We start from the raw sequence: 17,876 nt of genomic DNA, 5'->3' as shown, positions 1-17,876 counted from the left end.
GTGAGGTGGAAGCATGGAGTCTATGGGCGATGTGCTGCGTTCAATGAATAGTCCCGCTCTGCGCCAGCGTTCCCGCGATTTGGAGCAAGGGCTGTTTAACCATCCTTTGGTCAAGGCGCTGCTGGCCGAGCATCCGGAGCTGGAGGAAACCCGGCTTCGGCTGCACATGAGCCGCCTGTATCAATACGTGGAGGAAAGCCGCAACTGTGCCAACTGCCCGGGCCTTGAGAAATGCCCGAATGATTTCCCGGGCCATTACAGCAAGCTTACGGTTGAGACCGTAGGCGGCACACCAGATCTATATGAACGCAAGACACCGTGCCGCCTGAAGGTGGCCCAGGACAATCAGGACAACATCCGCAAACGGATCCGCAGCTTTTATGTGGATGAGCGGGTCCTGAACGGGGGCTACGATGAGATTGATATTATGGGCAAAGACCCGCGCCGGGTCTCTGCTGTCAATAAATTATTCGACTATATTTCAGCTGCCAAGGAAGAGGGGCTGACTTCGCGCGGGATCTACCTGCACGGAACCTTTGGAACGGGCAAGACTTTCCTGATGTGTTATCTGCTGCACGAACTGGCTGTAGCCGGATACAGCGGTGTTATTGTGTACATGCCGGATTTTATTGAAGATCTGAAATCGATTATGATGGACGGCCAGAAGCTGAAGGAAACGGTGGATACGTTGAAAAATTGTGATTTGCTTATTTTTGACGATATCGGTGCGGAGAATTTGAATCCCTGGGCACGCGACCATGTGCTGGGAGCGATTCTGAACTACCGCATGAACCGCAAGCCCACCTTCTATACCTCGAACTATCCGCTGGACGGGCTGGAGAAACATCTCAGCTTCACCAGCAAAGACGGCGAAGAGCTATATAAAGGGCAGCGTTTGATGGACCGGATTGCTCCGTTTGTTGATGTAGTACCTCTGCATGGGGAGAACCAGCGGGGGACCGGCAGATAGCTGGTGAAACTCCTGTTGAATCCCGGGGATGAGTTAGTACACTGCATTTTGTACATCAGTTTGCGGGCCAATCCTGCTTTTGTCCGGTTAGACTGCATTTGATACATCAGGAATAGCAAAATGGGCTGGAAATCACCTGTTTTCTTGATTTTCACTGTACGAAATACATCCAAATGCACTTTTGAGCTGCCCTGGAGCGAGTGTTACTGCACTAAATACATTAGATTGCTCTCAAGCGCAGATAAGGTGCGTTGTTCTACAAATAGAAGGATCTTGGGCTCGAACGTTTTGAATGGAGGAGCAGTAACGTCTCCGGATGGGGAGCCGATCAGGCGAACCATGGTTTTAGCCGAGCCAAGAACCTGTGTAAATAGACAAAAATCCGGTTGCTTCCCAAGGGAAACACCGGATTTTTTGCATTGCAGCTGCCGCCGCGAATCTGAGGAAGGTTTATACTGCCAGCTACTCGGACAGTATAAACTTGACAATCACCATGCCGAAGAACACAACAGTCATGAATCCGGTCATTCCAAAAAAACCGGCCATTAAATCGCCCAAGTCATCGCGGGGTTCTTCGTTCACATGCTCCCGTGGGTCCCGTACGTGCGCGTTGACATCCATAGGTTCTGCCTCCTTGCAGGCGAGAGGCCTGCATTGTTATGAGATAAGTCATTGACAATTAATGCGCTTTCCTCAAGTATACCGAAACTGCAGGGAGATTGTAAAGATAAGGTTGACGGAAGAATGCAGCCCGGCTGGAGGCAGAAATGCCGCGGAAAATATATTTTTAACAATATAATTGTGAGTAACCATTCACTTGCCCCAATAAATATGTTATACTGAAACCGTGTCGGTAGATAGTAATTTGGTTATCATATTAGATGAAACCATTACATTGCTTCGAAAAACTTAAAGGAGGAACAATAACATGGCTATCGTGAACGTGTCTGACCAATCCTTCGCTAACGAAGTAGAAGGTCAAGGTACTGTAGTAGTAGATTTCTGGGCTCCTTGGTGCGGCCCATGCAAAATGCTTGCTCCTATTCTGGACGAATTGTCCACCGAGCTTGGAGATGGCGTAAAGATTGCAAAATTGAACGTGGATGAGAATCCGGAAACGGCTTCCCGTTTTGGAGTAATGAGTATTCCTACCCTGATCTTCTTCAAAGACGGTCAACCGGTAGATAAAGTTGTAGGCCTGAACTCCAAAGAATCCCTCAAAAATATCGTAGCTAAACACCAATAATATCTGTATGCTCCTGCACAGCCCTTTGGGCCTGCACAAGTAACGCCTTCGGTTCCTGCCGGAGGCGTTTTGTGTTCAATAAAAAGAGTACATTTGTTCTGTTCATGTTATAATTAACTTCATGCAAACATCCCCTGTTAGGCCTGGCTGAGGCTGGTGTACAGGAGGATGCCCCCGGGTCTTGCGGCGCGGGGAGGATTCAGGTGGGGGAGAAATTATGGACTATATGGATAATATCCGCAACAAGCTGGCGTTGTTACCCGACCTGCCCGGGTGCTATCTGATGAAGAATGAAGAAGGCACCATTATTTATGTGGGCAAGGCCAAGGTGCTGAAGAACCGGGTCCGCTCTTATTTTACCGGAAGCCATAACGGCAAAACACAGCGGCTCGTGGCCAACATTGTCGACTTTGAATATATTGTTACGGCCAGCAACATGGAAGCACTCATTCTGGAGTGTAATTTGATTAAGAAGCATATGCCCCGTTATAACGTTTTGCTGAAGGATGACAAGACCTTTCCCTATATCAAAATCACGAATGAAGCTCATCCGCGTCTTGAAGTGACACGCCGGGTGCTTAAGGATAAAGCAAAATATTTTGGCCCCTATCCGAATGCATATGCCGCCCAGCAGACCAAAAAGCTGCTGGACCGGATGTATCCGTTGCGTAAATGCGGGGTTATGCCTAAGGAAGTCTGTCTGTATTATCATATGGGCCAGTGTCTGGCTCCATGTGAGAAGGAAGTACCGAAGTCTTCTTATGATGAGATTATTCAAAGTATATCCGGATTTCTGGGCGGCGGCCATGAGGCGGTCAAGAAGGATTTGCAGAAAAAGATGCAGGAGGCTGCCGAGGAGCTTTATTTTGAGCGGGCCAAGGAGCTGCGGGATCAGATCATTCACATCGATGCGTTGATGGAGAAGCAGAAGATCAATACCCCGGACACCCGGGACCGCGACGTATTTGGTTATGCCGTAGATAAGGGCTGGATGTGTGTGCAGATCCTGTATATGCGCCAGGGGAAAATGATTCAGCGGCACTCGTCGGCTTTTCCGTTCTATGGTGATGCCTACAGTGATTTTATGTCCTATGTGACGCAATATTATAGTGACAATCCGGCACTTCCACAGGAAATCCTGCTGCCGGACCCGCTGCGCGAAGGTGGAATCGCAGCCAAGCCTGCTGCCGGTGAGCTGGCGGTGCTGGCTGCGGAAGAACTGAAAGCCGGTCCCGAGGAACCGGAGACAGCCCAGGAAACGGCTGAACGCGAGGCTGCAACCGAAGCCGCCGCAGCGGCCGGCGTGGTCGACGCTGCCGGCGGGGCCGCCATTCTCCAGGAATGGCTGGGCATCAAAGTACTGGTGCCGCAGCGCGGCCTCAAGAAGCAGATGGTCGGCATGGCCTGCGAGAATGGCCGGGTAGCGCTTGATGAGAAATTCCGGCTGATCGAACGGGATGAGGAACGGACCTCGGGAGCGGCGGTCAGCCTAGGGCAAAGCCTGGGGCTTGCGAATCTGAGCCGCATTGAAGCTTTTGATAACTCGAATATCCAGGGGACCAATCCGGTGTCGGCCATGGTTGTATTCATTGACGGCAAGCCGGCCCGCAAAGAATACCGCAAATACAAGGTCCGCACCGTCATCGGTGCCGATGACTATGGAACAATGCGCGAGGTGATCCGCCGCCGTTATGAGCGGGTGCTGAAAGAGAACCTGCCGCTGCCGGATCTGATCGTCGTCGATGGAGGGAAAGGACAGATCTCTTCAGCGATAGATATTCTAGAGAATGAGCTCGGCCTCTTCATTCCGGTCTGCGGACTCGTGAAGGATGATAAGCACAAGACTGCACAGCTGCTGGTGGGAGATCCGCCGGAGCCGGTGGCGTTGGCCCGGGATAGCCAGGAATTCTATCTGCTGCAGCGGATTCAGGATGAGGTTCACCGGTTCGCGATTACGTTCCACCGGGAACAGCGCGGGAAATCGATGGTCACCTCGAAGCTGGATGCCATTCCGGGAATCGGCGACAAACGGCGGAAGCTGCTGCTGAAGCATTTTGGCTCGCTGAAGAAGATCAAGGAAGCCGCGGTAGAGGATTTCCGGCCGCTCTCCATTGGTGACAAGCTGGCGGGACAAATCCTGGATGCGCTCAGGGATGAGGAGCCAAGTGTAGATTAAGACCGCTACTGCTAAAGGGGCTGACCCAAAAGTGGGGAAGAGACGCCTTGATCATTTTAGAAACCTTACAAGTTTGTAAAAAAAAGCGATTCTCCCGTTACCCGGGGAATCGCTTCTTTACATTCGGGACCCATTCTGGCTGGTGACGAACAGCGTTTGACGATGGAGAGGTGGAGGTGAGACCTAGCGCAAACCATTCCCCGGTTTCAAAGGCCCCGGCTTCGCCGGAGAATTAAAGCGGTAGACGACGTAACCTACCAGGAACGGCATAACGAGCGCGAAGATGCCGGAGGCTACATTGATGCTGTCCTTCATAAAGATGAGCGTAGCGCCCATCAGGATGCTGTCAAATACGACGTGGCTGAACATGACGGCTATAAATCCGTACCGGAGAAAAATATAACTGAACAGCAGCCCGATGACGGTCAGTTCAATCGGGCGGGAGATGACCGGATAGATCGGATACAGCGTATGGCCGAAGGCCCAGATCAGGGTAGTGATCAGACTGGCAATCAGAGTGCTGCGGACGAGCTTTTTCAGCATCCGAATCCCGAACAGGCGGTACACCGCTTCTTCGGAAAGACCCGCAAGCCACGCTACAATCGGCAGCAGCCAGGCATACCGCATGTTATACGGCGACTGGTCGGCATCGGTGGTGGACCAGTTGTCCAGGGTATAGCTCAAAATAATAAACATCACGGTCTGCACACCGAGCAGCACGAAAGCCCAGATATAGCCGGCACGGATGCTGCTTAGCACATATTGTCCATATCCCGGTTCCGTAGCCCGGGGCCATGGGTTCAGTCCTTCCTCCTGCCGCCATAATCCGTCTCCGCCGACCAGAGAAAAGTAGAGCAGCGAGGACATAAGCAGACTATAGAGCGCGTACAGGGTGAACATGATGATCGAGGTCAAGCGGGCCGACGCGTCATCGCCGGACGTTTCGGGCAACATATTATAGGTACTGACCATCATGATTACAAAATGCACCGAGCTCAAGAACACCCCGCGGGCGAATGAAGTATGGCCTCTGCGGAGAATGCTGTAGATGAGGGCAAGAATGCCCAGCGCCAGTGTAGGGATTCCGTAGCCGTACATAGTAAGCTTGGTGGCGAGAGAGGTCTGATCCGTGACATACGTCGTGTGCCACGCCGGGGCGGTGAAGCCTGCCCGGAAGGAAGAGACTTCGCTGTCTGCAAAATTAAAAAAATATTGCAGCCGGGACTCCCCTACCTTGACTGAGCTATCGGCGTAGACCAGCCCGAAGCTGTCTCTGCCCGGATCGACTTGCAGCTTCGCCGGATTGACCCCCCAGAGCCGCAGCCAGGGACGGGCCAAATTCTCCTTTTGCTCCAAGGTCAGCTGTGAACCGCTACTCCCGCCGACTGAAGCCTGTTGTGTGAAGGGGATCTCACTCCCGCGTGCAAAAGCTACAACTTTACCGGTATACATATTAAGATCAATGGCCAGACTGGGGTGATCTTCCCCGCCGACCCGCAGGCTTGCCTGATAGACGTCAAAAGGATAACGCTGATCCAGCTTGTTTTTGGAATAGTCCGTCAGCAGCTTTTCGCGGGACATATAGCCATAAAAAGCGGAGTCTGTCCGGTACACCACACTCCACTGGTCGCTTGCCGTCTCCTTATAACCGAGCTCTGCTGCCGCGAATGCTGCCGCCTGCTTACGGGCTTCCGCTTTGCTGATGACTGTAGTACTTTCGCCGTCTGAAGTGGAAAGGACCGAAGGGAGTACTTGGAATATGATAAAGATGACAAGACCGATCAGGCCCGCGATGATGAGCTTTTTGGAAAGGGGCCGCAGCTGCAGGGGTTGGCCGACGCGATTCATGGAACGCCTCCTTGGGATGAGTTAACAATGGCGATAATAAGAGCATATGAGACAAGTAGGCGGATGCATTCCAGGCAATTTATTTGTGTATTTTACCATTGTAGGGTCTGTGAAGGCAATGAAACGGGTTGGAAGCGGTATCCTATAAATGCTTGAAAAATGTTTTGTGAAGTCCGGTAATAACGTATATAATTTGAGTGCTGCACGCCTTTGGCCGAGTAATACATACAACAACATTTAATATTACAATGAAGAGGTGAGACAAGTGGCGTCCCCATTATCGACGACTTCCGAACGCAGATTACTAAGGCTGGCCCCGCCTCAGATTCTGGTGTTAGGCTTTGCGTCCATTATATTGATCGGGACCATGCTGCTGATGCTGCCCGTATCGAATACGACAGGAACTTCTTTAAACTTTATGGATGCCTTGTTTACAGCAACTTCTGCCACCTGTGTAACAGGACTTGTAGTAGTGGACACGGGGACGTTTTTTTCCCAGTTTGGACAAATTGTCATTATGGTGCTGATACAGATTGGCGGTCTGGGCTTCATGACCATGGCCACGCTGTTTGCGCTGGTACTGAAGCGCAGAATTTCACTTAGGGACAGATTAATCCTTCAGGAGGCCATGAACCAGGGCTCGATGGAGGGTATCGTCCGGCTGATCCGCAGGGTGCTGATTTATTCGCTTGTCATTGAAGGGATGGCAGCGGTGTTGTTAACTTTTCGATTTGTGTTCGACATGCCGTTTGGCCGAGCGCTGTACTTTGGGATTTTTCACGCGGTATCCATGTTCAATAATGCCGGATTTGATCTGTTCGGCGAATACCGCAGCTTAACCGGATATGTCAACGATCCTCTGGTTAATATTGTTGTCATGTTTCTGATTATTTCCGGAGGCATCGGGTTTATCGTGATGGCGGATCTTATGGAGTATCGTCACAAACGCAGACTGTCCCTACACAGCAAGGTTGTTTTGTCGATGACCGCAGCACTCATTCTCACGGGTACGCTGGTTATTTTTATTTTTGAATTCAGCAATCCCCGGACTTTGGGTTCTTTGCCTTTTGGCGGCAAGCTCCTGTCGGCCTTTTTCCAATCGGTTACTCCCCGTACGGCGGGAGCCAACACGCTGGATATTGCCGGACTGCGCCAGGCTTCGCAGTTCTTTATTGTTATTCTGATGTTTATTGGTGCTTCTCCGGGATCAACGGGCGGCGGAATCAAGACCACGACCTTCACCATCATGATTGGTGCCGTGGTGGCGATGCTGCGCGGACGTGAAGATATTGTCTTGTTCCGTTACCGGCTGGCGCAGGAGCGGATTTTTAAGGCGCTGACCGTTACACTGCTGGCGCTGCTGCTGATCGTCTCCGTCTCCATGGTGCTCTCCACTACGGAGGACCGCAACTTTCTGATGATTTTATTTGAGACCACCTCAGCGTTTGCCACGGTTGGGCTGAGTATGGGACTGACACCGGAGTTGTCGACGATAGGCAAAATCCTGATCTGCGTGACAATGTTCGCGGGCCGCCTGGGGCTCTTGACGCTCGCCTATGCACTTGGGCCGAAACAGGGTAAACCATTGTATAAGTATCCCGAAGGCAAAATGATTATAGGATAAGGAGCAACCGGATCATGAAACCACAGCAATTTGTTGTAATCGGCCTTGGCCGTTTTGGTTCCAGTCTGGCCCTGGAGCTGATGGAAATGGGCTATGAAGTACTCGGTATTGACCATATCGAGGAACGGGTGGAGGAAATGGGCGAACAGCTGACACATGCCGTGATGGCGGATGCTACGGATGAGGGGATCATGCGCTCTTTGGGCGTACGGAATTTTGACTGTGGCATTGTAGCGATCGGTGACAATATGGAGCGCAGCATTCTGGCGGCGATCCTCCTGAAAGAGCTGGGTGTGAAGCAGGTCGTAGCCAAAGCTATATCGATTCTCCATGGCCGGGCCTTGTCCAAGCTGGGCGTGGACCGGGTAATTTTTCCGGAACGGGATATGGGAGTCCGGGTGGCGCATCAACTGGTGACCCCCCATTTGCTGGACTATATTGAAATCTCCAAGGATTACAAAATCGTCGAGCTGACGGTCCCTGCCTGTATGGACGGAAAAAGCCTGGCAGCGCTCAACACCCGGGCCAAATACGGCTGCAGCATCATCGCGATTAACCGGGAAAGCGGCATTATTGTTGCCCCAACCGCACTCGATGATCTGCATGAAAATGATATCATTGTGGTCATCGGCTCCAATGAGAGTATTGACCGGTTTGAGAATGAAACTGTGAATCAGGAATAGAGAGACTTCGATATTATAGGATACTCAGAACAAAAGCCCATCCGGACCCTTGCAGGCCGGGTGGGCTTTTTGACTTTTGCCAGAGGAATCTCCGGCCATTCAGCACAACGCGTCCCGGATGCTTAAGTATTCTCCAGCCTGGACAGGAAAACATCCTCCGTCACTTGTACCAGGCTGCGCGCCGCCGTGCTTAGTCCGCCGCTGTCACGGTAGATAATGCAGGTGGTCCGCTGGGTCTGCTCCAGCTCCTTGATATGCAGCGAGACGAGTCCGCCGCCGTTCAGCAGCTCGGGACGCAAATAGGATTTCGGCAGCAGTGCCGCGGCTTTGATCGTTGGCAGCAGGCGGACGATGGCCTCGAAGGAATCGATCTCCATGCGTACATCGGGATCAATGCCGCAGCGCTGGAACAGATCATCCGTCAGGCGGCGGTACCAAGTGCCCTTGGAGAACAGAATCATCGGCAGACGGGAGAGATGGTCCATGGTCAGCTTAGGAAACAGGGTCAGCGGGTGATGCTCTGACACGACCAGCCGCAGCTGATCCTCGAACAAGGGGATGCAGCGCAATCCCGGCTCCTGTATGGAGGAGGCAATGATGCCGACATCGGACTTGCCTTCGCTGACTGAGGTGACAATCTCATGGGTTCTGCCGGTATTAAGCTTCAGTTCCGCCGCCGGATATTTCTCCATGTAGGCGTTCACCAGCGGCGGCAGCGTTGTCTGCAGTGTGGTAAGACTGGCGCCGAGCGTAACCAGCAGCGGCTCGCCTTCCTTGAACTTGGAGAGCGCCTCCAGGAATTTGGAACGTTGCTGCCGCTGCTCCAGGGCATAGGTATAGGTTAGGCGCCCGACCTCTGTCAGCTCCAGCCGTTTGCCGTACCGGGTGAACAGCGGAACGCCGAGCCGTTCTTCCAGTTTGGAGATTTTACGGGATAAGGCGGGCTGGGACAGATTAAGCTGGCGGGATGCGCGGTTCAGACTGGAATGCTCCACAACCGAGGCAAAAATGTCCAAATCATCAAACATTTCACGATTCCTCCCGTAATCCAAAATTAGGGTCACTCCGCATTTTGCGATATTGTGACCCTGAATGAAGTGACAAAGCGCATAGCCGAATAGTGGCACATCTGTTGTTCTATAAGGGTTAGGAGGGACAAGGCCGCAGTTGCATGCTTCTAAATGAGAATTATTATCACATAAAAAATATTCTTATGCGTTTATTGTATAACGATTAATAATTAGATTGCAATTCCCTTATAAGAGGAAAAGGAGTAACATGAAAAGTGACACAAGATATTCACACTTTGTGAATGATAAGACAAAGTCCGGGAAAACAATGGATAGCGGTGGACATCTGCTCCCAGCCACCCTGTGCAGGGTGGTTCAACCTGTTTCAACTGTAGTCCCGGCGGTGTATGAACACTAATGAAAACGCTGTTTTAATCGAAAGGGGCTATCTTTGCTATGAGAGGATTTTATTCCAGAAAAATTCATTCCTTGCTTGGCGTTATCCCGCTCGGAGCCTTTTTCCTGGAGCACATGTTGACAAATTTCGCGGCAGTAGAAGGTGGTGCTTCGGGTTTTACAGACAGTGTGCTGTTCCTGAACAGCCTGCCGCTGGTCTTCTTCCTGGAATTGTTCGGCATATGGCTGCCCCTGCTCTACCATGGGGTATATGGGCTGTACATTGCTTACCAATCCAAGCCGAACCTGAACCGTTTTAACCTGGAGCGCAACTGGCGCTACACACTGCAGCGCATTACAGGCGTTGTTACCTTCATCTTTATCGTGTGGCATGTATTTGAGACCCGCTTTCAGGTCACGCTTGGCAACGTGGAGCATGAGGAGCTTGGGGGTCTGATGCACAATATTGTGACCCAGCCGCTGCTGCTCAGTTTTTATGTAATTGGTATCGTGGCTGCATCCTTCCACTTTGCCAACGGACTCTGGTCTTTCCTGATCAGCTGGGGCATTACTGTAGGACCGCGCTCGCAGCGTGTCTCCTCTGTGATTTGTCTGGGCCTGTTCGTAGTCGTTACCTTCATGTTCCTGCTCTCGCTTGTTACGTTCCGTGACAGTGAATTCCAGAACACAGTTGCGCTGGCGCAATCTTTGAAGAACCTGATCTAACCTAATCTAACTGTAGATATAAAGGGAGTGAACTTACCATGGCAACAGCCGATATCATTATCGTGGGCGGCGGCCTGGCCGGCCTGATGGCTACCATCAAGGCGGCGGAGTCCGGTGCGCATGTCCATTTATTCTCATTAGTACCCGTCAAAAGATCCCACTCGGTCTGTGCCCAGGGCGGCATCAACGGCGCAGTCAACACGAAAGGCGAGGGGGATTCGCCTTGGGAGCATTTTGATGATACGGTCTACGGCGGTGACTTTCTGGCCAACCAGCCTCCGGTCAAAGCGATGTGTGAAGCAGCCCCGGGAATTATCCACCTGATGGACCGGATGGGCGTTATGTTCAACCGTACGCCGGAAGGTTTGCTTGATTTCCGCCGGTTTGGCGGTACGAAACGTCACCGGACAGCATTCGCCGGAGCTACCACAGGGCAGCAGCTGCTCTATGCGCTTGACGAGCAGGTGCGCCGCTGGGAAGTGGAAGGTCTCGTGACCAAAAGCGAGAACTGGGAGTTCCTGTCAGCCATTGTCGACAACGACGGCGTCTGCCGCGGAATCAGCGCGCAGAATCTGAAGACGATGGAGATTGAGACGTTCCCTGCCGATGCCGTGATTTTGGCGAGCGGCGGACCGGGCATTATTTTTGGCAAAACGACAAACTCCGTTATCAACACGGGGACTGCTGCAAGTGCGGTCTACCAACAGGGTGTGCATTATGCCAACGGAGAATTCATACAGATTCACCCTACGGCCATTCCGGGCGACGACAAGCTGCGGCTGATGTCGGAATCGGCCCGCGGTGAAGGCGGACGCATCTGGACCTACAAGGACGGCAAACCATGGTATTTCCTTGAGGAGAAATATCCGGCTTACGGGAATCTGGTGCCGCGTGATATTGCCACCCGGGAGATTTTTAATGTCTGTGTGGATCAGGGACTTGGCATCAATGGGGAGAACATGGTCTACCTTGACCTCTCCCACAAGGACCCGAAGGAGCTTGACGTCAAGCTGGGCGGCATTATCGAGATCTATGAGAAGTTCATGGGGGACGACCCGCGCAAGATTCCGATGAAAATCTTCCCGGCGGTCCATTATTCCATGGGTGGCATGTGGGTCGACTATAATCAAATGACGAATATCCCCGGCCTCTTCGCGGCGGGAGAATGTGAATATCAGTATCATGGAGCGAACCGCCTGGGTGCAAATTCCCTGGTCTCCGCGATTTATGGCGGGATGGTAGCCGGACCTAAAGCGGTTGAATATATCAAAGGCCTGAAGAAATCGGTGAAGGACATCTCTTCATCCGTATTCGACACCTTCCACAAGAAACAGACCGATAAATACGAATCCCTGCTTGCTATGTCGGGCACGGAGAACGCCTATGTCATCCACAAGGAGCTGGGCGAATGGATGACGGCCAATATGACTGTAGTGCGGCACAATACCAAGCTGGAAGCGACGATCGCCAAGATCAAGGAACTGAAGGCGCGCTATAAGAACATCAACATGAGCGATACGTCACGCTGGAATAACCAAGGCGTCGCCTTTACCCGTCAGCTGTGGAATATGCTGGAGCTGTCCGAAGCGATGACGCTGGGGGCACTGCTGCGCAACGAGAGCCGCGGGGCACATTACAAGCCGGAGTTCCCGGACCGCAATGATGAGGAGTTCCTGAAGACCACCAAAGCGGCATGGACAGCGGATGGCCCGCAGATCACTTACGACGAAGTGGATGTCTCGCTCATTCCACCGCGTATTCGCGACTATTCCAAGGATAAATAAGGTTACAGGACATAGCTCACATGAAACAGACGCACCAACAGATGTTTACAAAACTTTTAGGAGGTAACTGATATGGCGGAAACAGCTGCAGCCCCCAAAAACGTAAAGTTTATTATTACCCGCCAGGACGAACCGCAGAGCTCGTCGTATACGGAGGAATTTGATCTTCCTTATCGTCCGGGCATGAACGTGATCAGTGCGCTGATGGAAATCCAGCGCAATCCGGTCAATGCCAAAGGCGATAATACGGTTCCGGTATGCTGGGATTCGAACTGTCTGGAAGAAGTATGCGGCGCTTGCTCAATGGTCATCAATGGCAAGCCCCGCCAAGCCTGTGCGGCGCTTATAGATAATTTGGAACAACCCGTCCGCATTGAGCCGATGAAGACTTTTCCCGTGGTCCGCGACCTTGTCATTGACCGTACCCGGATGTTCAATGCACTCAAGCGGGTCAAGGCCTGGATTCCGATCGACGGCACCTATGACCTCGGTCCGGGACCGCGGATGCCGGAGAAGAAACGCCAATGGGCGTATGAACTCTCCAAATGCATGACTTGCGGTGTTTGTCTGGAGGCTTGTCCGAACGTTAATGAGAAGACCAACTTCATCGGACCGGCAGCCCTTTCGCAAGTCCGTCTGTTCAATGCACACCCGACAGGTGAGATGAACGCGGATGACCGTCTGGATGCTGTTATGGAAGACGGCGGTATCGACGGCTGCGGCAATTCGCAGAACTGCGTCGCTGCCTGCCCGAAAGGCATCCCGCTTACGACGTCCATTGCCGAGATCAACAAACAGAGCACCAAGCATATGTTCAAGCGTTGGCTGGGTGTGTAACACACTATAAGCCGGTTGAAATAAAGAAGCATCCAAGGCAGAGTGAGGTCTCTGTGCTTGGATGCTTTTTTAGTTGTAACAAGGGACTTAAATGCGGATGCCGATATTGCCGAATTGTTCCCCCTGCTGCATCCGCCGGAAGGCTGAAGCGGTGTCCTGGACAGCGAATACACGGTCCAGGACAGGCCGGATTTGGTGCAGCTCTATATACTTAAGCATCTCCCCGAATTCTTCGCTGCTGCCCATAGAGGTGCCGATCAGACTGGCCTGTGGAAAAAACAGCGATCTCGCCGGGAACTCTAGTCTGTCCCCGGAGCTTGCTCCGAACATAACGATTCGGCCGCCCGGTTTGATGACCTCCAAAGACTGCCCTAAGGTGGAGGGTCCGATGCTGTCCAGAATAAGATCCACAGGTTCACCGTGGAGGCTCTCGTTCCAGTTGCTGTGGCTGTCCACGGCTTGCCGGGCACCAAGGGCGAGTGCCCTTTGCTGTTTCACTTCGCTGCGTGAGGTCACGCTGACCCGGGCACCTGCCGCAACTGCCATAAGCAAGGCGAAGGTTGCCACACCGCCGCCGATCCCCGGGATGAGCACATGCTCGCCCGGCTGCAGGCGGCCCCGGGTGAACAGTGCCCGGTAGGCCGTTAGGGCGGCCAGGGGCAGCACTCCGGCCTCCTCCCAAGTCAGATATTCCGGCTTGGGGTAGGCGTTCTTCGCTGGAATAAGAATCGCTTCCGCCAAAGTGCCGTCCGTGGGTCCGCCGACGATCTGCGGAACGTCCGGCACAGGTTGTAGTGTATCCCAGCCGATGCAGGGATTGATCACGACCTTAGCCCCGATAGGCAGATCCACAACGCCCGTGCCGACCGCCTCAATCACCCCCGCACCGTCGGAGCCCAGGATTAACGGGGCGTCCTGATTTGTCCGTGCAGCCATCAGGAATAAATCACGGTGATTGATTCCGGCCGCTCTTAAGTTTACTTTCACCTCGCCGGGGCCGGGCGTTCTGTCCGCTGCCTTTTGATACTTCAGACCCTCAAGCCCGCTACTGCCGGCATGTACGATTGCTCTCATTGTTCTGCTGGCCTCCTTCACCTTATGACCATACCGAATGGTTCTGAACTGATTGTACACAGCGGGGATCATCCGGTAAAATGAACAGAACTGAAAGTGGCTATCATAAATAATCATACTAGATTACATACAACTGGAAGGTGAACCGAGAATGGAAAGCGGTGATTTGAGAATATTCCAGGCGGTCGCCCGGGAAGGCAGCATTACCAGGGCCGCGCAGGTGCTGAATTATGTGCAGTCCAATGTGACAAGCCGGATTCAATCCCTGGAGGCTGAGTTTCGGCTGCCTTTGTTCCGGCGCTCCAACCGGGGGATGATCTTGACCCCGGCAGGAGAGAACCTGCTGGGGTATGCGGATCAAATCCTGAAGCTCATGGATGAAGCGGTGCAGACCACCCGGTACTCTGACCATCCTTCCGGGCCTTTACGCCTCGGCTCCATCGAGACGGCTGCTGTTACCCATCTCACACCGCTGCTGGCCGAATATTATTCGGCGTTCCCTGATGTGGATCTATCGCTGATCACCGGAGGTACGCATGCACTTGTGCAGAAGGTGCTGAGCGGTGAGCTGGAGGGTGCTTTTGTGTATGGGCCTGTAGATTCTCCGGCATTGGAACAGGTGGCGGCTTTCAGGGAGGAGCTGGTGCTGATCTCGGAACCGGGTGAGCAGAACATGCTGCAGCTGCTGGCAAAGCCGATGCTTTTCTTTGATGTAGGGTGTACCCATCGCAAACGGGCAGAGCAATTTCTGCGCGAGAGTGGGACCACAAGCTATAAAATTATAGAATATGGCACACTGGAGATGATTCTGAACGGCGTCTCGGCGGGTCTTGGCGTATCTATGCTGCCGGGATCGTCGGTCTCCCAAGCGGAATCCGCAGGGAGAATTCTCTCTCATCATCTGCCCGGGGCGTATCGGGAACTGGAGGTCAATTTTGTGCACCGCAAGGAATCGTCCTGTTCCAGTGCGTTGTCTGTATGGCGTTCATTCCTTGAAGGGAACAGACGTGTATAACCGTTCTGATGCAAAAAGTGCAGCAGAAGGAGCTGGAGAGTCCTCCAAACAAGCTTCTGCTGCATTTGGTGCAGTCTAATCACCGTAAATGGCCCCAAACGGGCTATTTGCGGATATTCTAATGTATCAAATACATTAGAAGTGCTGAAAAGTAACTATTTAGCCAATTCTGCTGCACGAAATGCAGCAGAATGCCTTTACCCGCCAAGCACCGCCCCTGCGCCCTGGCCCCGCGTCGTGTCCCGCCTCGGCCAAGCGCATCCCCCCGCGCCGTGTCCCGCCCCGGCTAAGCGCCCCACCCGCGCCGTGTCCCAGCGCGGTGCCCCACTCTTGCTAAGCACCGCCCCCCAGCCTAACCGCTCGCCTCCCACAACAGTCTGTCCGCCAAACTCTTCACCGCTCTTTTCCGCCGATAACTTCACAAAAACCGAATTTGTTCACTGTGAAATTGTTCAATTCGTTCACTCTCCGCTTGATGTTGCTCTAGCTGGAACGGTTCAGCCGGACGTACACTAGGTTCGAACCCACCAAGGGGCGGGTTCAACCTTAATAGAGACATACAAGGAGGAGAAATGAACGTATGACGCCCCGTAGAGGATTGCTGCGTGAGTTGTCCGCGAACCGGATTATGTTTTTGATGCTGCTGCCTGTAGTTGTGTTCTTCATTATTAACGCGTACATCCCGATGGTCGGGATCTATTACGCCTTTACCAAGTTTGACTTCAACAGGAGCTTGTTCAACAGTGAATTCGTCGGGATGGAGAATTTCAAGTTCCTGTGGAATTCCGGCATTCTGGCCAAGCTGACGGTGAACACGCTTGGATACAATGCGGCCTTTATTTTATTCGGCAATGTATTGGCGATTTTTTGTGCAATCCTGCTGAGCGAGATCCGGCTGAAATGGTTCAAGAAGCTGACCCAGTCGATTATGTTTCTTCCTTATTTCATTTCATTCGTTATTCTCAGTGTGGTCGTCTACAATCTGTTCAATTATGACAGCGGTTTCTTGAACACGATGCTGAAGGCCTTTCATATGAATCCTGTCGATGTCTACAACACCCCTTGGGTGTGGGTGCCGCTGATCATTATTTTTTACCTGTGGAAAAATCTCGGATACAGCATGGTCATCTACCTGGCCGCCATCACGGGGATCAGCGAAGAGTATTATGAAGCCTCCAAGATTGACGGGGCGAATATTTTTCACAGAGTCTGGTACATTACGGTTCCCATGCTGAAAAATACCTTCGTGGTGCTGCTGCTCTTTGCGCTAGGCAGTATTATGAAGGGTCAGTTTGACCTGTTCTATCAATTGATCGGCAACAATGGTGTGCTCTACAACGTCACGGACATCCTGGATACGTACGTCTACCGTTCACTCAAGGTTACCTTCGACATCGGGCTTGCGACTTCGGCCGGCTTGTACCAGTCCCTGTTCGGCTTCATTCTGGTCATGACGGTCAATACGATTATCCGCAAAATCAATGACGAATACGCGCTATTCTAGGAGGTGCCGCCGATGAAGATCAAAGATGAAAAATATGCGATGACGTTCAGAATTATTGCCTATACCGTTACTCTGTTTGCTACTGTGCTATGCCTGTTTCCTTTTCTGCTCATTATCTCCGCTTCCTTTACGCCAAATGAAGTGATTATCCGTGAAGGGTTCCACCTTATCCCGTCCAAGTTCTCGCTGGAGGGCTACAAAATGGTCTTCCGGTTCCCGGAGACCGTACTGCGGGCCTATTGGGTGACGGGTGTCACGACAGTAGTGGGTACCGCGCTCGGCCTGTTTTTTATCACGATGGCCGGCTATGTGCTCCAGCGCAAGGATTTTAAATACCGCAACTACTTCTCGTTCTTCATTTACTTCACGACGCTGTTCGGCGGGGGCCTGGTCCCCTGGTACATCCTGATGACGCGTTACCTGAACCTGATGGATACGTATACCGTGCTGATTTTTCCCGGCCTGATGACGCCGTTCCTGATTATTCTGATGAAGAACTTTATCCGCTCTGCCGTGCCTGAGGAAGTTTTTGAATCGGCCAAGATCGACGGAGCCAATGATTTCAAAATCTACTACCGGATCGTCCTGCAGTTATCCATGCCGGGGATCGCTACGGTCGGCCTGTTTCTGGCCTTGGCGTATTGGAACGACTGGTTCCTGTCCTCGCTGTTCATCAATGACCAGAACATGTACCAGCTGCAGTTCTATCTATACAACATCATCAACAGCATCCAGTTCATCTCTCAGATGGGTGCGGGCACCGGGATTTCGCTGGGCACCGATCTTCCGACCGAGTCCACCAAAATGGCGATGGCCATCATCGTCACCGGACCCATTTTGTTCCTGTATCCGTTCGTGCAGCGTTATTTTGTCAAAGGCCTGACGATCGGGGCGGTAAAAGGTTAGGGCCGGGGGGGCCGATGCCCCCTCAGACCTTGGCTATATAGGATGGAGCTTCAACTCCATCTATATAACATATAATT

General features: G+C 52.4%; 15 protein-coding genes. 11 read left to right on the top strand and 4 right to left on the bottom strand.

Annotated features, from left to right (window positions below):
* Positions 1-13: 13 nt before the first annotated feature.
* Positions 14-970 (top strand): primosomal protein DnaI, encoded by a 957-nt coding sequence (gene dnaI / locus IEY53_RS00965; RefSeq protein WP_189021748.1) that lies wholly within the window; start codon positions 14-16, stop codon positions 968-970.
* A gap of 462 nt (positions 971-1,432) precedes the next feature.
* Here dnaI and IEY53_RS00960 read toward each other — a convergent pair whose 3' ends face one another.
* The gene (locus IEY53_RS00960) at positions 1,433-1,591 is read right to left on the bottom strand and encodes a YqzM family protein (RefSeq protein ID WP_189021747.1); all 159 of its coding nucleotides are present in this window, start codon (positions 1,589-1,591) and stop codon (positions 1,433-1,435) included.
* Positions 1,592-1,898: 307 nt separating this feature from the next.
* On the opposite strand from IEY53_RS00960, the gene trxA reads away from it, so the two are divergent.
* Together trxA and uvrC are read left to right on the top strand one after the other, a co-directional pair.
* The gene (gene trxA, locus IEY53_RS00955; protein ID WP_189021746.1) at positions 1,899-2,216 is read left to right on the top strand and encodes a thioredoxin; all 318 of its coding nucleotides are present in this window, start codon (positions 1,899-1,901) and stop codon (positions 2,214-2,216) included.
* A gap of 217 nt (positions 2,217-2,433) precedes the next feature.
* Positions 2,434-4,392, top strand: a complete 1,959-nt coding sequence (uvrC, locus tag IEY53_RS00950; protein ID WP_189021745.1) for an excinuclease ABC subunit UvrC — start codon at positions 2,434-2,436, stop codon at positions 4,390-4,392.
* Between the two features lie 183 nt (positions 4,393-4,575).
* Here uvrC and IEY53_RS00945 read toward each other — a convergent pair whose 3' ends face one another.
* On the bottom strand, positions 4,576-6,240 hold the full coding sequence (locus IEY53_RS00945; protein ID WP_189021744.1) for a CPBP family intramembrane glutamic endopeptidase: 1,665 nt from the start codon (positions 6,238-6,240) through the stop codon (positions 4,576-4,578).
* A 265-nt stretch (positions 6,241-6,505) separates the two neighbouring features.
* Here IEY53_RS00945 and IEY53_RS00940 point away from each other — a divergent pair, with 265 nt between their 5' ends.
* Together IEY53_RS00940 and IEY53_RS00935 are read left to right on the top strand one after the other, a co-directional pair.
* On the top strand, positions 6,506-7,864 hold the full coding sequence (locus tag IEY53_RS00940; RefSeq protein ID WP_189021743.1) for a TrkH family potassium uptake protein: 1,359 nt from the start codon (positions 6,506-6,508) through the stop codon (positions 7,862-7,864).
* Positions 7,865-7,878: 14 nt separating this feature from the next.
* Positions 7,879-8,547 carry a potassium channel family protein gene (locus IEY53_RS00935; protein ID WP_189021742.1) on the top strand — a complete coding sequence of 223 codons (669 nt, stop codon included), beginning with the start codon at positions 7,879-7,881 and terminating at the stop codon, positions 8,545-8,547.
* Positions 8,548-8,669: 122 nt separating this feature from the next.
* Here IEY53_RS00935 and IEY53_RS00930 read toward each other — a convergent pair whose 3' ends face one another.
* Complete coding sequence (locus IEY53_RS00930) at positions 8,670-9,575, bottom strand: LysR family transcriptional regulator (protein ID WP_189021741.1); 906 nt, start codon at positions 9,573-9,575, stop codon at positions 8,670-8,672.
* A 438-nt stretch (positions 9,576-10,013) separates the two neighbouring features.
* On the opposite strand from IEY53_RS00930, the gene IEY53_RS00925 reads away from it, so the two are divergent.
* The 3 genes from IEY53_RS00925 to sdhB all read left to right on the top strand — a co-directional run bounded on the left by IEY53_RS00925 (position 10,014) and on the right by sdhB (position 13,300).
* Positions 10,014-10,679, top strand: a complete 666-nt coding sequence (locus IEY53_RS00925; protein WP_189021740.1) for a succinate dehydrogenase cytochrome b558 subunit — start codon at positions 10,014-10,016, stop codon at positions 10,677-10,679.
* Positions 10,680-10,717: 38 nt separating this feature from the next.
* On the top strand, positions 10,718-12,463 hold the full coding sequence (sdhA, locus tag IEY53_RS00920) for a succinate dehydrogenase flavoprotein subunit (RefSeq protein ID WP_189021739.1): 1,746 nt from the start codon (positions 10,718-10,720) through the stop codon (positions 12,461-12,463).
* 72 nt (positions 12,464-12,535) lie between these two features.
* A complete protein-coding gene (sdhB, locus tag IEY53_RS00915; protein WP_189021738.1) occupies positions 12,536-13,300 on the top strand; it encodes a succinate dehydrogenase iron-sulfur subunit in 765 nt (254 codons plus the stop codon).
* Between the two features lie 87 nt (positions 13,301-13,387).
* On the opposite strand, the gene IEY53_RS00910 is transcribed toward sdhB, so the two are convergent.
* A complete protein-coding gene (locus IEY53_RS00910; protein ID WP_189021737.1) occupies positions 13,388-14,374 on the bottom strand; it encodes a zinc-dependent alcohol dehydrogenase family protein in 987 nt (328 codons plus the stop codon).
* A gap of 151 nt (positions 14,375-14,525) precedes the next feature.
* Here IEY53_RS00910 and IEY53_RS00905 point away from each other — a divergent pair, with 151 nt between their 5' ends.
* From IEY53_RS00905 to IEY53_RS00895, 3 genes are all read left to right on the top strand, one after another.
* A complete protein-coding gene (locus IEY53_RS00905) occupies positions 14,526-15,389 on the top strand; it encodes a LysR family transcriptional regulator (RefSeq protein ID WP_189021736.1) in 864 nt (287 codons plus the stop codon).
* 580 nt (positions 15,390-15,969) lie between these two features.
* Entirely contained in the window at positions 15,970-16,893 is a 924-nt protein-coding gene (locus tag IEY53_RS00900) for an ABC transporter permease (RefSeq protein WP_189021735.1), read from the top strand.
* A gap of 12 nt (positions 16,894-16,905) precedes the next feature.
* Entirely contained in the window at positions 16,906-17,799 is an 894-nt protein-coding gene (locus IEY53_RS00895) for a carbohydrate ABC transporter permease (RefSeq protein WP_189021734.1), read from the top strand.
* Positions 17,800-17,876: the final 77 nt, after the last annotated feature.

The organism is Paenibacillus albidus (assembly GCF_014644435.1).
Taxonomy (GTDB): domain Bacteria; phylum Bacillota; class Bacilli; order Paenibacillales; family Paenibacillaceae; genus Paenibacillus_AQ; species Paenibacillus_AQ albidus.
Note: the sequence above shows the minus strand (reverse complement) of the source record. Positions and strands in the feature narration are given on the sequence as shown.